The sequence below is a fragment of the Limosilactobacillus reuteri genome, from assembly GCF_002254085.1.
Taxonomy (GTDB): Bacteria; Bacillota; Bacilli; order Lactobacillales; family Lactobacillaceae; genus Limosilactobacillus; species Limosilactobacillus reuteri_K.
In genome coordinates this window covers 1-16,826 of record NZ_NGPY01000013.1, presented here as the reverse complement: position 1 = coordinate 16,826, position 16,826 = coordinate 1, and the positions used below count along the sequence as shown (strand labels likewise).

At 35.5% G+C, this 16,826-nt stretch carries 8 protein-coding genes and 2 pseudogenes; 2 read left to right on the top strand and 8 right to left on the bottom strand.

Annotated elements, in window-relative coordinates:
• Positions 1-27 precede the first annotated feature (27 nt).
• Both CBG10_RS03795 and CBG10_RS03790 read left to right on the top strand, forming a co-directional pair.
• Entirely contained in the window at positions 28-270 is a 243-nt protein-coding gene (locus CBG10_RS03795; protein WP_003663560.1) for a hypothetical protein, read from the top strand.
• Positions 270-644, top strand: coding sequence for a type II toxin-antitoxin system PemK/MazF family toxin (locus tag CBG10_RS03790; protein ID WP_094511693.1), 375 nt, complete (start codon positions 270-272; stop codon positions 642-644). Before CBG10_RS03795 ends, CBG10_RS03790 begins: the two co-directional genes overlap by 1 nt.
• Before the next feature lie 108 nt (positions 645-752).
• Here CBG10_RS03790 and CBG10_RS03785 read toward each other — a convergent pair whose 3' ends face one another.
• From CBG10_RS03785 to CBG10_RS03750, 8 genes and pseudogenes are all read right to left on the bottom strand, one after another.
• A complete protein-coding gene (locus tag CBG10_RS03785; protein ID WP_094511691.1) occupies positions 753-1,010 on the bottom strand; it encodes a hypothetical protein in 258 nt (85 codons plus the stop codon).
• 78 nt (positions 1,011-1,088) lie between these two features.
• Positions 1,089-1,445 (bottom strand): annotated as a pseudogene (locus tag CBG10_RS03780) (amino acid permease); the annotation flags it as partial.
• A gap of 177 nt (positions 1,446-1,622) precedes the next feature.
• Positions 1,623-2,360, bottom strand: coding sequence for an IS21-like element helper ATPase IstB (gene istB / locus CBG10_RS03775; RefSeq protein WP_094508580.1), 738 nt, complete (start codon positions 2,358-2,360; stop codon positions 1,623-1,625).
• A gap of 1 nt (position 2,361) precedes the next feature.
• Positions 2,362-3,582, bottom strand: coding sequence for an IS21 family transposase (istA, locus tag CBG10_RS03770; protein ID WP_094508578.1), 1,221 nt, complete (start codon positions 3,580-3,582; stop codon positions 2,362-2,364).
• 401 nt (positions 3,583-3,983) lie between these two features.
• Positions 3,984-9,287: a glycoside hydrolase family 70 protein gene (locus CBG10_RS03765; RefSeq protein WP_094511690.1), complete on the bottom strand. Its 5,304-nt coding sequence runs from the start codon at positions 9,285-9,287 to the stop codon at positions 3,984-3,986.
• A gap of 184 nt (positions 9,288-9,471) precedes the next feature.
• Positions 9,472-14,334, bottom strand: coding sequence for a glycoside hydrolase family 70 protein (locus CBG10_RS03760; RefSeq protein WP_094511689.1), 4,863 nt, complete (start codon positions 14,332-14,334; stop codon positions 9,472-9,474).
• A 221-nt stretch (positions 14,335-14,555) separates the two neighbouring features.
• Positions 14,556-15,416, bottom strand: a complete 861-nt coding sequence (locus tag CBG10_RS03755) for an IS3 family transposase (RefSeq protein WP_225361752.1) — start codon at positions 15,414-15,416, stop codon at positions 14,556-14,558.
• A pseudogene (locus tag CBG10_RS03750) lies at positions 15,404-16,117 on the bottom strand (helix-turn-helix domain-containing protein). The gene CBG10_RS03755 and the pseudogene CBG10_RS03750 overlap by 13 nt, the downstream one beginning before the upstream one ends.
• Positions 16,118-16,826 lie beyond the last annotated feature (709 nt).

Sequence of the window (16,826 nt, the reverse complement as noted above, 5' to 3'; positions counted from 1 at the left end):
CTGAGTATACACACAAGGAGGGATAATATGACTGTTAAATTAAGACAAGTTGGTAATTCAAGAACTTTAACTGTACCGTCAGGAATTAAAGTAACCGGAAAAGAATATACCGTAAAGAATGTTGGTAAGACAATTGTATTTACCCCTGTTGCAAAAAGGAAAAATATTTTTGCAACTAAAGATTGGAAAGAATACGATTATCAAAAAGATATCGAAAACGACCCAGCATTACAGCCAGTAAAACAAGTAGGACGTGAGGTAATTGATTAATGGAATTTCCTAAAAAGGGAGATATTATAATTGCCGATGCAGAACCTCACGCAGGACATGAAATGGGTGGACATAATCCTAAAGAAGAAAATATCCGCAGACATTATGTTGTCATGAGTACATCCGCCTATAATGAGGCAACCCATATGTTTATTGGTATGCCAATCACAACCGCTAACTATTCTAACAATCCTCGTTACATGCCCATTTTAATAAATGGCAGTGACGGCACCAGAGTTAAAGGATACGTTGTTTTATGGCAATTACAGAATTTTGACTATCATGCTCGCAATGGAGTTATTGTTAATCATTTATCTGAGAAAATGATTAAACAATTACAACAATATGTAAATGATATGGTTGGCAACGAATAATATAGGAAGGCACTGTGAAGTAAGTTTCATGGTGCTTTTTTGATTAAAAAAGGTGAGTGAGAATTAGCCGCCTTGTCAAGGAAGTTAATTTCCATTCACCTATTTACATTATTCTTCAAATGCCTTTAGCTGTTTCCAAAACATTGGGAGCAAGAATAACTGGAGGAATAATACACAACCAGTAAGAACACTTGTATAACTAAAGAAGATCAATTCTGAAAATAAGTTGGCTAAGATTACGACCGAGATACAAAGCTGGCCAACAGTTAACCATTCTCGCTTAATTCTATTAACTGAGAAGATCATTACTAATTGAATTGCTACTAAGACTGCCTGAATCAACTGTAGTAAAAATAGTGAATGCATTTTATATCTCCTAACTAAAAATTATCCTCGTACATTTTACTACACGTTATGAATTTTTTAATCACAGCTTTTTTACATCTATTTAACAACTGTTGAAACCTTTTTCTTCGTAGTATACTTGCGCCACAAGGTCTGTAAATAATAAGCAGCATAGCAAACAATTACAAATGGAATCGTACAATACAAGGCAATTCGTTGTTGCGGATCAAACCAAATTAAGATGCAAGAAAGGCTGCTAGCAATAAACGCAAACCATGGAACAATCGGATACCATGGCGTGCGATACGTTAACTCACTTAACTGGTGACCAGCCGCTAAAAAGCGCCGACGAAAAATGAGTTCACATAAGGAAATCGCAATCCATACAAAGACAACCGCCAATCCAGAAACAGAAACCAAGACTAAATAGACCGTTCCAGCGGCATAGATGCTGGAACGGGGTATACACTTTCTGGTATGGATAAAAATTTCATGCCAGATTTTTTATACAAAAAAGAGGACATTTGCTATCCCCCTCGTTATACAATCAATTCACCACAAAAATCATGAAAGAAGGTTAAACAAATGTCCCATAATATCAAGGGCGGTTTTAAATTGTCATTTTATAGCGGTTTAAGAATTGACCGATGCCAAGCGATATGACTTTCCTTTGATCTTAATTACGTGTGAGTGATATACAAGGCGATCTAAAATTGCCTCTGCGGTTGCTGTGCTATGGAGGACGGCTCCCCAACTTGATAATGGTACATTGGTCGTTATGATAGTTGATTTACGTTCATAGCGACCATTTATTAGTTGAAATAATAGTTTTGCTTCTTCCGCCGATATTGGTAAATAGCCTAATTCATCAATGATTAACAGGTCATACCTTTCGTATCGACGCATTACGCGCTCTAAGTGTTGCTTTCTCTGCGCTGCTTTCAATCTAAGAATTAGTTCATGGCAATTAATAAATAGTGTTCGTACGTCTTGTCGGCACGCTTCGATGCCAAGGCCAATTGATAAATGTGTTTTACCCACGCCAGGGCTGCCAATAAAAACGATGTTCTCTTGATTATCCAGAAATGACATCGTCGCAAACTCAGCTATTTGTTGTTGATTAATTGAAGGTTGGAACTGATAATCAAAATCACTGAGCTGCTTAATAATTGGAAATCTTGCACGTTTGATTCTTCTCTTTAAACTTTTTTGCTGCTGATAGGCAATCTCCTTATCGGTTAATTCCAACAGGGCTTCACTAAAGCTGATCTGGTTATCGTTAACTTGTTGACGATAATCCGCAATTGATGCAGCCATATTATCTAAATTTAACTTCGTTAAATTATCGACTAATTTTTGATATTGATTCATTCTATTCTCCAATCTGATCGTAAATACTGAGATTATTAAGCATATACTGGTTAATTTCTTCATCCGTTTTATCTGCCATCAAATCACTTTTAAGAATGGCGTGTTTATCATGCAGATCGTAATTAAACTGCTTATTGGTTAAATCATGCTTCTGAATTTCAACACCTTGATAGAAAATATGAATAGTTTTACCATCAGGAGTTAGTTTAATTTCAACTTCTTTTCCGATATAATTAGGGGAAACAGAGTATTGATGGTTTTGAAATTTAATCATTGAATCTCGAGATACTTTTCTAGTTTGGTCGCTGTGGAAATATCTTACGAGATCATGGTTAAGAGACCGGAAATGCTCTTTTTCTTTTGTACATAATTCAACTGGCTTCTGATTATTACTTTGCGATTTCTCATGATTAAGCCGTTTGGCTAGTCGATCAACGATATCATTCAAATCATTGATGGTGCTAAATTCTCCATCATATGGTTTTAATCGTCCCATTGTTCTTGCCAAAGCTTCAACACAACCTTTAGTTTGCGGCCTAAATGGTCGGCAAGCGATTGGATGAAATCCGGCGTCATGACTAAATGATAGGAATCGTTCATTAAATCGATGATGATGAAAGTCACTTAATTTATGGTCAACGACAGTTGACATATTATTAAACCAGATTTCTTTAGGAATTCCACCAGTAGCCTTAAAGGCCTCAAATAAACATTTGAATAAAGTATCTTGCTTCTGATCCAGGGTTAATTTTAAGAACTTAAATTTTGAATAGGGCAGGACGTACAAAAAAATACTGAAAGTATGTGGAACCCCATTTTGGTCAGTCATTGTAACCTGTTCCTTCCAATCAACTTGAGCACTTAGTCCCATCGTATGTTCAACTCTAATCGTGGCTTTCTTAGTTTGTGCTTTGCGAAAATGGCGACAATAATCTTTAACGATGGTGTATTTACCTGTAAAACCTTTTTCAACGATAAAATCATAAATTGCTCCAGCAGAACACCCTGCGGTGTATTTATCTTTAATGATGTCTTGAAATCCATCTAACTTACTACGACGCTTTCGTTGATTTCTAACTATTGTTTCACCATTTTGAGCTCGTAAATATGCAGTTTTTACTGTTCGTGGATCAACACCGTATTGTCGTGCAATAGCGGAATAATTTGGTTTTATTTTCTCTACCACAAAATATCTCATTCTTTCGTAAACGTCTTTTCGCATACTCATCATTTCCTCAAAAGATTGATAAAGTGAGTATACAAAAAATGTAGGAAAACCGACAATCTTAAACCGCCGATTTCCTACATTTTACTTCCGACCTTTACACATTTAACATCCCCACTTAATTAGTAATAAAAACTTATACTATTTATTATTATAATTAATCCAGTTTATTTTAACACTATTGAATTGTTGCCTATGTTACTAAAAAAGGTTCTACAATATCTGGTGTTGATATAGGAAATTAATTTTCTATACCAATTACCAGATATTGTAGAACCACTAAAAAGAACCATCCATGAGGATGATTCTTACTAGACCAATTTAATGGTTAAAGTATTATATTTTCATATCAACACCATTTGATGTAGAGACAACTTCTATTGGTGATTTTTAATAAACTACTTATTAGTACCACTTAAATCCTGTTGAGTAATTGGATGTGGATTCTGACTACTTGGATCATAATACAAGCCAACTAATTTACCATCCTTATCAAGAGTATAATTCATCGTACCATCACTAATAGATTGGCCACGAACCATTTTTCCATTACCGTCAAAGTAATAAGTATCATTACCAATTTTAACTAATCCTGATCGGAATGAGATACCGTTATTTAAGAAGAGATACGTACCTGTCTGACCATTTCGCGTAATATCTACAAAACCGGTATTTTTAAGCATATTACCATTTTTATCAATATAGTACCAGTTACCTACACTGTCTTGAACAAATGCATCCGTGACAGGAATTCCGGTTGATGTAAAGTATTTAGTATTCCCATTAACATCAACAAAGCCATTTTCAGCCTTACCTGATAATTGATTTGGTAATAACTGTTTATTATTACTATTTCCAAGGCTAAAGTAGTTACCACCGTTATCTCTTAATACATACCCTGCACCACGATGTAAAATATTTGTCCCATTAAAGTATTTAGCAGACCACTGTTTAATCTTAGTACTTGGGTCAATTGCTACACCAGTTGAAGGTTGTTTACGTTCAAAGATTTGTGGATATTGCTTTTGTAATTGATCAAGGAAAGCTCCACCATATTGCTCTTGATACTTTCCACCACCAATTGTATTAGCAACATAAAGTGAATCCTTAATCTGAGCTGCATTCCAATCATTTCCACGTTCGTCAACACGAGTAGCAGTAACAACTTCTTTACCTGGCAAATTATAAATTTGATCAGGAACCCAATCAGCCATTGCTTGAATTCCGGCCTTATGTAAGGCTTTAATAGCATTCCTTAGATCAGTATCGCTACCATACTTATTTGGAATACTCATACCTAGATCATAACGATCAGTAAATGCATATCCATTATCAATCTGAGAATCAAGGAATGTGCCATCCTTACTTGAATTATACTGTGGAGCTAATTCAAATGAAGTAATACCCAACTCCTTAAATAAGTCAGTATTCTGAGCGATTTTTACATTTGCACGCTCAGAATTATTTGTCGGCCAATATACAAAGTTAGAGAATCCTTCAAAAATAATATTTGAATCCAGAGCTGCATTTGAATGATAAACAGACTTTCCATCACTTTGTACCCCTGATGGTGCTGTTCTAATATCCTGTTGTACACTGGCACCTACTGGAACCCATACTGCAAGATAACCTTTAACATCAGCATTAGCATAACCCTTAACAGCAGTATTATGTTGAATTACACCATCAGTCGTAATATCTTTACCAGAAAGGACCAAGTCACCATTAGCATCAGTATATGCAACAGGCGCATTGTCATCATTAAAACTCTGAATACCATCATTAGTAGTTAGTAAGACTGCTCTAAATTTCTGATTCTTATGTGCAGCACCCATGTGTAATACAACTTTATCATTTGAGCTTAATAATAATTTATCATTATTACTTATAACTACCCCAACACCAGATGTTCTAGTTAAACTATCACCCATATCAGTAGGATTCATCGCACCTTTACCAAAGCGAACACTGGTCAAAATATTATTCTTATCGACAGACATTGTTTGTCCACCAGCTACATACTTAATACGTGCCTTTAAAAGACTTGTAAGTGCAGGATAATAACGCGTTGTTTGTGCCATATACTGACCACCATCAGTAAATAAATCACCATAGTATACACGAGGAACGGTATCCTTATTAGTCAACATAATAGCATATGAAGATGGAATATTATAATTATTCCACTTCTTATTAACATTACTTTGATCTGCAATGTATGCTTCAATCCCCTTTTGCTCTTGCTCAAAGTTAAACTTCGAACCATATGGTAAATTATTTACATCTGAAATTGCACGCTTAATATCATCTTGTGAACCATTATCATGTGCACGGATAAATGAGTAATTAGGAATTGATACGTTTTCAGCATTATCTAAGCTCCGATTTACCAATGAATTCTTAATAATATCAGTCATTGATGCAGTGTTAGATGCTAACACACTTCTTATAGTTGAGAAATTATAATCCATCGATAATTGAGGAGTTCCGATGCTTTGCGTATAATACGGATCTTGGCCACCCCAATCCTCAAGAATATTAATATGAGCATTAGCAATTTTATCATTACTTTGAGAATGATATACTGCATTAAAGTAATCACCAGCTATATCTAATAAATCGGCATCTACATTGTCAACAGCATCAACACGAATGCTATCAAAATTAGCATCAGGATCATTTGCAGTAATAGTTCCAAAATTCAATAAGTAATGTAGCCAATTTAACTGTTCAGCTTGAACAACTGGATTAGAATTATCAACGTCATTAGCTAATAAGAATTCCGATCCAATTGGCCCATTTCCGTCAATATTAGCTGGCTGCCTACCCATAATACGCCAATTAGAATTAGCATTAGGTGTCTTATCACTATTAACGTACTTTAGAAAACCACCTTGTAATTGCAACCCACCAAAGTTTTCATTTTCACTATTCTTATTCCACATTGTATTATTAGATACAAATTCGTGCATTAAAGTTCGTAACCAGTCAGTATTACCAGTTTGACTAATCTTCTTTTCAATATTTTGCTGAACAATTTCTGCATAATAATTTAATTCTAATGGATCTGCATCAGAATTAAAGAATGGAAGATTAGCTGGTAATAAGTTTCCATGTTGTTTCATGTAGTTAAGGTAATATGCTTGGGTTACAGTATTTGGCCACCAAACCATTAAGAGCGGTCGCATATCTGTTTCTTTAGAATCTGTCCAGGTGGTCCCATTTTTTAAAATTTGTTTTGGTCGGTACCAAGTATCAGCTGTTAAAAAGCCATCAACATTTTCAATACTCTTATTGTCATAACTATAAGCTTCATTGCCCTTTCTATACTGACTATCAGCAGAAATCGTTCCTCCGTCAAATTGCATCTTTAACGCATTAGTTCCCTCACCAGTTTCATTATTAAAATAAAGCCAGTCATTACCATTTTGTAATAGGAAGTTCTTGCGAGGTTGGCCAGTCATTGGGTCAATATAATATTGATGACCATTAATAGTTTGTAAGCCAAATTGCTTAAGCGGACCATTACCCTTTTGGAAACTATCCTTAACTGGCATTACTTCTGACCAGAAATCAACATGGCTACCTTCACCTGTCTTTGCATCATTACTAAAACGATGGACAATCTGAACATTCTCATTCTTAACTGTTACTGGTAAAGTGATAATGCCTTGGAATCCAGACATAGAACTGTTTTCAATAGCTGGATTTACTTTGTAGACATCGTTTCGGTTGAAGCCAGCAGCCCCCTCTTTAGTATCATTAACTAATTGACGCTTTACTTCTTTACCATTAACTAAAACAATAATCCATTGTGAATCTTTATCATTTGATTGGTTAGTTGCATGCCAACCACTAAATTCAACTTGATTACCATTTACTTTTACATAATCAAAGTTTCCACCAGTAGTTGCATAATTTTTACTAAATTGATCAGTTACAGTATTATCACCACTTGGATTACCATCAGCAGCTTTAGAAAAACGTAACAATACTTGTAATTGACCATTAAGCGCTTGATACTGATCATTAGTCAATTTAATAGTAGTATCAAAACCACTAACAGCACTATTATAAAGTGAAGGATATACTGCTGCTACATCTGGACGGGCAGTTAAACTCATCTTTTGACGAGTAACTTCTTTACCGTTATTGAGAATAATAGCATATGGAGTTGTTTCATTAATTGAGTTATCACTTGCCATCCAACCTGCAATATGTAAACCATTAGATGTCATTGTAATAGTATCAATGTTTGAAGCATTCTGGTTTAATGTTACTGGACTAAACCAGTAATCTGTATGACGCTTATCATTACCATTACCATTTTCATCGGCAGAGAAACGACTTACAACGCTATATTGGTGACCCGGTTGTAAATCATTAACCTTAAATGTTACCTTAAAGCCAGAATTTGCAGCCGTTTTTACTATTGGATAAGCCTTCGCAACATCTGGACGTGAAATTAAATCAGCCTTGGCAGATGCTACTTGTTTGCCTGCTGTCTGATCAAATAGAATTACATAATGGTTATTTTGTAATTCTGACAAGTCAGTAGCATTCCATCCGGTCACTGTTACTTCACCATTTTTACTAATATCAAATGAGTCTAGATAACCCTGGTTACTTTGATTAGCAGGAGCAATGGATTGTGGATTAAACCAGTAGGTAACATTATCGCCTTCGCCATTATCAGAATTGCTGTAACGACTAAGAACTTGGTACTGGTGAGTATAATCTAAATTACCGATATTAAATGTCACATCAAAGCCGGAGTTGTCAGCACCAACTACTTGTGGGTATACCTTAGCAACATCTGGGCGTGATTGGCCTTCACGAACTTCTTGCCGTGCTACTTCCTTACCATTCGTTTGATCAAATAAAATTACAAAATGGTGATTATAGTTAATTGCACTATTAGTAGCATTCCATCCGGTTGCATGTAATTCGCCATTTTTCACTTCAAATGTATCAAGATAAGCATAGTTGTTTTTGTCAAAAGTGATCGGTTGGGACCACCAGTCAACAGATTTACCGTTTCCACTGTATCGACTAACAATTTCAATTGAATCCCGATAATCCTTCATCTTGCTAAAGTCAATATTGACATTAACATCAAATCCAGAATTATCAGCGTTATAAACATTATGAACATTCTTAACGTCTGGGCGCGCAACATTGTTTGTTACATCAGTACGACCTAATTCATTATTGGTTGTGATATCACGTACAATAATTTGCCGACTGTTTGTTCCTTGAGATGCATTCGTTGCATTCCATCCTGAAACATGCAATTGATTATTGCTAAAGTAAGCAGTATCAATATTCCCATAGTTTCCTTTGTCTTGCTCATTATAATTTTTGACTTGTTTTTCAGTATTATTAGATGGCAAAACAGAAACAGGTATAGAAGTAGAATTCTTATCAGCTGTTGAAGTGTCATCAGTTTTATTTGATACTACTTGTTTTTTATCAGTTATTTGAGCTGACTGGTCAGTATTAGTATCTAAAGCTACTGTTTTATCAGTATCAGTATTTACGGTAGAAGTTTGGTCTTGAGTCGTGGAAGCTTGCTGAACTTGTTGGTCAGCATGCGCAACTCCTCCGTAAAGAAGCGCAGTTGAAACGGCAACGGTAGCCACTGCTGCTGTTACCCATTGTTTGCCGCTTTTATACAACTTAAAATGTTTCTTTATTTCCATTTTAATCTCCTTTATATCAAAATAAACAATTTGATTATCGATATTATAATACTATGATGTTTAATTTTTTCAAAGGGAATTTTCAAATTCTTCCCAAATTTTCTTCAAATAAAATTCAAACTTTTAATTTTAAACAAAAATAAGACCCAACAGATAAGCATCCTTTGAGCCTTATTTAAAATGTTTAATCGTTGAAAATTGGTGCAATTCCACTTGGCAATAAAGTACTAAATGACTTATCGATACCGCTATTTAGATATGCATAATCACCATTTGGCAACTTCACAGCTAGACCAATACCAATATTTTGCAATGATGTCCCATTTTCGTATTTAGCAGACCATTTATTAATACGAACGGTTGGATCAGGTGCAACACCTGTCGAAATTGCCTTAGTTGTAAATAGGTCAGGATAGTTTTTTTGTAATTCGGCAAGGTATTTACCACCATAAGTTTCTTGACCATTTCCGCCACCAGTTGTATATGCAAAATAAATTTGATTTGCATATGTTTGACCATTTACATGAATCTGCATTCCACGATTATTTGTTCGAGTAACCGTTACTGCTTCTTGACCAGAGAAACCGATCATTTGATTCATAACAATGTCTTCTTGAACTTTCAATCCAGCTTTGTGCAATGAAGCAATTGTATTTGCTAACTCTTCACCACTACCATATTTTGTTGGGTTAGCCGTAGTGCCTAAGTTATAACGATCGGTCATAGAATATCCTTCCTTATAACGACTCCTTCCAAATGGAGTATAGGCAGGAGCCATCCAGAAATCGGTAATACCTAAATCACTAAAGAGACTAGCATTTTTAGCAATTACATTATAAGCATGATTTTCTACACTTGTTGGTTCTGGTTGGAAGAGACTGAAATCTTCATAGATCATATGAGAATCAAGAGCAGCATTAGATTCAAAAGTCTTTTCTTTATCAGCAACAACATCACTTGCACTCGTAGTAACATCTTGATCACCAGAAATTACTGGAACCCAAACACCAAGATAACCACTTACGTATGGGTTACTGTATCCCTTAACCGTTACTTTTAAAATACCATTACTATCAGTTGTCAAAATAGCTGGATTTTCACTATTTTCTGCATCATATGTTAAGCCATTTTCGGTAGTATCAATTAAATTTCGATATTGTTGGTTAGCATGAACACGGCCCATATTAATAGCAACAGTTTGTTGAGCCATATTACTATTATTACCAACTAAGACAGCCATCCCACTTGTCCGGCTAAGCTTATCAGTGCCATTGCTATTAGCATCAACAACACCCTTACCATATCTAACACTAGCTAATAAATTATTGTTAAGTTTAGTCATCGTTTGACCACCACTAACAAATTGTTTACGAGCTCTCATAAGAGTCGTGATTGCATCATAGTAGATTGACTTCTCTTGCATATATTGAGCCGTTTCATTATAAAGGTCACCATAGTAAACTTGCGGAACTGTATCTTTATTGCTCAAAAGAATTGCATACTGAGCCGGAACATTATACTGCGCATATTGCTTATTAGTCTTTTCCTGATCAGCATAGAATTCTTGCCATGCTTGATTTGCATATTCGACTTTGTAAGCTGAACCCATAATATCCGGAATGTTAGAATGATCCTTAATAATTAATCTATTAATCAAATTCTTTCGTTGATCATGGTTAGTTACAAATGACCAGTTTGGCGTAGCTTCATTCTCTGTTGTATCATTTTGCCGATTAACAATACTATTAATAATTAAATTACCGATATTATCACGGTTATTTGCACGTCCAAGAACATTCTCAAGGGTATAGAATTCGCCTGAATCCATGTATAATTGAGGATTTCCCTTTTCATTTAGCATTTGAGCAGCTCCAGAATGGTAACCTTCGTTATAACTCAAATGATCATTTGCATTTTGAGGATTTCCCTTTGTATGATACATGTCGTTCATTAATTGACCCATTTGATCTAAGACATCTGCATCAATATTATCAGCAGCATCAACTCGGAAGCCATCAAAATTACCGTCTGGATTATACCCCATTAACTTACCATAATTTAGTAAAAAGTATTCCCAATTAAGATTTTCAGCTTGTACTACTGGGTTTGAATTATCAATATCATTACCAACAAGGAGTTCTGGACTGTTATCACTATTATTATTTCCGGCCTGATTATTAATCGTCCTGTTCATTAAGCGATAGTTGCTGTCCGCATAACTAGTGTTTCCTTTACGGGGATCCTTTGAATTATTATTAACAAAAATGACTTGATCACTATCAACAGTTCCACTTTCATCTGGTCGATAGTTTGGCATGCTTTGCAATGATAATTCAGATGATGCAGATAATTCAGGAACCGTTGCAGCAAAACTATTAATATCATTTGCTAACTTACTTGTCCCTTTATTGGCTGCAATACTTTGCTCAATTACATAACGAAGATTTTGTGCAGTTACATCGAGGAGATTAGCATTAGTATCCTTGCTAAAGGAAGCAACAGAGGACTTTGTGAGTCCATAATTAGCATTCTCATAACCATTATTAACAAAATACTTAATAAATTGTGCTTGAACATCTTTGCTTGGCCAAATATACATCAGTAATGGACGCCAATCCATTGCAGTTGTTTCGTACCATGTTTTACCATCTTGACTTGTTCCATAAGGACGATACCAACCAGTATAACTTAAGTAACCATCAATATTATTAATTGCGCTACTATCTTGAGCGAAAGCCATATTTTCCCAAGTACCTGGTCCTAATGTTTTTACTAAGGTATTACCATTGTAAATTTTTAATTGATTCTTATTAGGTTTTGCAACCAAGTTTCTCATGAGCTGATCGGTGCCTTTTTGGAATGTATTGGTTACTGGCATTACCTCCGACCAGTAATCAACGCGGTTCCCTTCACCATTCTGATCATCATCACTGAAACGATGGACTAATTGAACATTAGCATTCTTGATATTATCTTTTAACGTCATAATTCCTTGGAAGCCAGATGTACTACTATTACTAATAGCTGGATTTACGTTATATACATCTGGACGGTTATAACTGACAAGACCATTAGTTGTAGAAGAAATTAATTGACGTCCAACTTCTTTACCATTGACTAAAACAATAATCCATTGGTATGGCTTGTCGGTAGCTTGATCACTAACATGCCAACCAGAAAATGCCACTTGATTATTATCGACTTTAACGAAATCAAAACTGCCACCATTAGTAGCATAGTTCTTGCTATATTGATCAGTAAAGCCACCATTATTAATTGGATTTCCATTGGCAGCTGCCGAGTAACGGAGAAGAATTTGCATATTACCGTTTAATGCATTTAACTGAGAATTTGTTAATTTAATAGTCGTATCAAATCCACTAGCTAAACTGTTATACACATCAGGATAAACCTTTGCTACATCTGGACGATCATTTAGTGTAAGCTTTTGTCGTGTAACTTCTTTACCGTTATTAAGGATGATTATGTATGGATTAGCTTGAGTTGCACTTGCATCACTAGCCATCCATCCTTTTACATTCAATACATCTCCGTTTAATGAAATATCGTCAATATACGACGCAGTTTTATTTAACACAATTGGTGCTGACCAAAAGTCAGTATGTTGTTTATCATTTCCATTACCATTCGGATCAGCAGAATAACGACTTACAATACTATAACTATGATTAGGAAAAAGTTGAGCAATCTGAGCTTGTGTTAAATCAAAAGTTACATTGTATCCGGACTTATTTGCATTTAGGATTTGTGGATAAACCTTTGCTACATCTAGACGATCAACACCAGTTACCTTCATAGAGGCAATTTGGCGGTTAGCAGTAGTATCAAAAAGAATTATATAGCGATTATTTTGAATATTTGAAAGATTAGTTGCCTGCCAACCACTAACCGTCACTTTCCCAGCTTTGCTTATATCAAAGTTATCAAGGTGACCGTTATTGAATTGATTAACCGGTGCGATACGCTGAGGATTAAACCAATATGTAACATAATCGCCTTCTCCATCACCATTATTACTATAACGACTTAAAATTTGGTATTCATGATTTGGATTTAAGTTTATTGTATCAAAAGTAGCATCAAAGCCTGAAACGTTGGCATTAACTACTTGTGGGTAAACTTTCTCAACATCTGAACGATTAATACCTGCTGTTACCTTTTGTCGTGCAACTTCCCGATTTGCTGTACGATCAAAAAGAATTAGAAAATGGTTGGGACGTTGAATAGCTTTATTTGTCGCATTCCAGCCAGAAACGTGTAATTTACCATTTTGTACAGAAAAATCATCTAAATATGCGTAATTATTCTCATCAAAAATAATTGGCTGAGATACAAAGTCAACATAGTCAGAATTGCCATTAGGAACACCACTATAGCGACTAATAATTTTAATTACATCACGATAGTTGTTCATTTTATTGAAATCTAGTGAAATATTGACATTGAACCCAGAATTTTGAGCATTATATATATCTTTATGGACCTTTTCAACATCCGGACGCGCAATTTGATTTGTAATCTTTGTTCGTCCTAATTCAGAATTAGTTGTATCATCATAAGCAATCACATAACGACTTTCATTTTTATTTATTGCCTGATTCGTTGCATTCCAGCCAGTAGCATGAAGTTCTTTATCGTTAATGGTTGTAGAATCGATATTACCGTAAATTGTATTATCAGTGTGAGCGTTATTCGTTATAGACGCTTTGGCACCATCCTTATTTGTTGCATTAGGTATTACGGCAGTTTCTTTTAATGGCTGAACTGCATTATCTTGACTATCTTTCTTAGGAGATTCTACTGTATTAGACTCTTGAGTGTTATTTTGTTGTTCAGGATCATTTTGGGGTTTCAAATTGTTTACTGTGTTTGTGACTGAAGCTGAAGTAGTTGTTGGATGATTGTCAGCAGCATGCACTACTCCTCCACCTAAAACTAACCCAGTTGAAACAGCGAAGGTAGCAATACTAGCTGTGACCCACTGTTTACCACTTTTATACAGTTTAAAATGTTTCTTAATTTCCATATAAACTCCTCCTCAAAGCACAACGCATATGTTCATTTTACTCTTTTTTAAGCTAATATGTTTATTTTTTATAAATTGATAAACGTTTGCACAAAATTTAAATACAAAAGAGGCTGGGAATTAACTATTAATTCTTGGTTCTCTAACAGTAAAATCCGGACTATGATTTTTGATCGATGCACTAGTGCCTGTCAAGTATACAGTTTAAATAGAAAAATAGTTTATGCGGCTTGAGCGCGGAATTTTTCTGCGCTCAAGCCGTTTTTGGATGTATAAGCTCGTTGAGTGTTGAAATATTTAATAGCTTCCTTTACTGATTGTTCTAATTCCGTCAATGTTTTAGGCCGCGAACGTTTGGCTAACCAAATGAGCTTAAAATCATTCCACCAGCGTTCCATCGGCGAGTTCTCCCAAGGATGGCCTGAGTGTGACATGCTGTGAATACAGTTTTGATCAGCTAAATAGTCATTAAAAGCCATTGAACAATATGCTGATCCGCGATCCGTATGGATCAACGGATGGGCATCCGGTTCCACTTTGAAGGCACGTTTAAATACCTCAATTGCTGACACTGCTGTTTCTGTGGGTGAGATATTGTAGCTCAAAGCGTAACGTCCATACAGGTCCAAAACCACATGCACACGAGCCTTCTTTACCTGATCTATCCCGTACAGAACCTCTGTAGTATCGGTTACCCAAACTTCGTTTTTACTTTGACGATCAAATTGTTCATTGAGTAAATTATCATTGATATATTCTTCATAACGCTTAACGCGATTATGTCTCTTCTTCCGGATGTTAGCCCTGATTCCATGATTTCTCATACAATTAGTTACCCGCTTTAGTCCCGCCTTGAAGCTTAGTTTATTTTCGAAGGCTAGTTGCGTTGTCATCGCTAAGTAACCCAGTGTCCACTTATGTTTTTCCTCCAATTCTAGAATTGCTTCAAGTAGCTCTGATTGTTCAACTTTATAATTACTTGGCTTTCTATGAAGCCACTTGTAGTAAGCATCTCTAGTTATGCCAGCGATCTGACACAAGACACTAATTGGCCAGTCATGTTCTTGACTCAATTTTTTGATAGCTTGTTGTTTGAAGAATCGTTCGCCTCCCGATTGCGTATTTCCATTACTTTTTTTGAGTAGGCATCTTCCATTTCTTTACGAAGAAGTTGGACCTTTAGTAAGCGATTTTCAGCTTTTAGTCGATCAACTTCTGTCTATGCTTCCTTCGGCTTGGCTTTACCCCGCCGATCACGAAGTGATTGCGGGTCATTACCACTTTTACGATATTTTTGATACCAACCATAGACTTGTTGGTAACTAACATGGTACTTACCTACTGCCCAATTGTAGTTGATATTATGTTTAATCAGTTCCTCAATTATCGATAATCGTTCTTCAAAAGTAGTTTTCCGTCCTGGCATAATTGAATCTCGCTTTCTTGGCGTATAAGCCTTCAGTTTTGATTCATTATACTGGATAATCCAATTTGATAATTGTCTTTTTGATTTTAATCCATGTTTGATTGCGAATACTTCAAGGGAATCTGTTGATTCCTGATATTGTTGAACCAAAGCCAGCTTAAATTCCTTTGAATAGCTACAATTGTGGTGAGTAGATCGCAATCCATCAATCCCTTGGTATTTATAAAGTAATTGCCAATGTGAAATGGTACTGTCATTAACTGAATACTTTCTAGCAACCTCTTTAACACTAGAATGACTTAATTCGTTTAATATCGATAGCTTTTCTTCTGTACTATATTTTGAATTCCTACCCACAAAAAATACCCTCCAAGTATATAAGATGAATTTTCTATTTCATCTGTATACTTAGAAGGCATTATAGCCATGCCGTTATATCAGCATTTTACCGGAGCTTCTTTTTTATACGGTTTTGCGAATATGCGTCCCCCGAGCATAGAAGATTGTTGATATATCAACGTTTCAAGGGAGTTAGTGTGCCAAACGTGTGCGAACTTAACTAAAATAAAAAAAGAGCGCCTATCAGGGCGCCCCACGTTATACCGGTACGGATCAAGTAACGAACTGAATCCAATTTGCGTGCCGATACTTCTCATCTGATATCTAAATTATAACATAATTATTTTATGATACAATAATTAATGCGTGTCGGGAGTAACGACCCAAACTATCACGCAAAAGGGGTGAAATCCCCGTGACATTTATACTTCTCATTCTGATCGTGCCAAACGGGCTCGTCAAGCAACTGATGCATTATGCAAAGGTTGTAATTAAAAAGGCTCTCAAACATCTAATTAATGAATTACTTGGTTAATTCTGATAGGAAATGTACGAGACGCTATTTCAGCGGTAGTGTTTGCTATCGCTGTTTTTTATTATGGCAGATTGTAAAATTTAAGTTGAACATTTAAGTGGACAGAAAAACCCATCAAGGTCTTTAATGGTGTTACCACAACATTCCATTAGAAAGAAGGACCTTAATGGGCACCACTATTTTATCATTCCA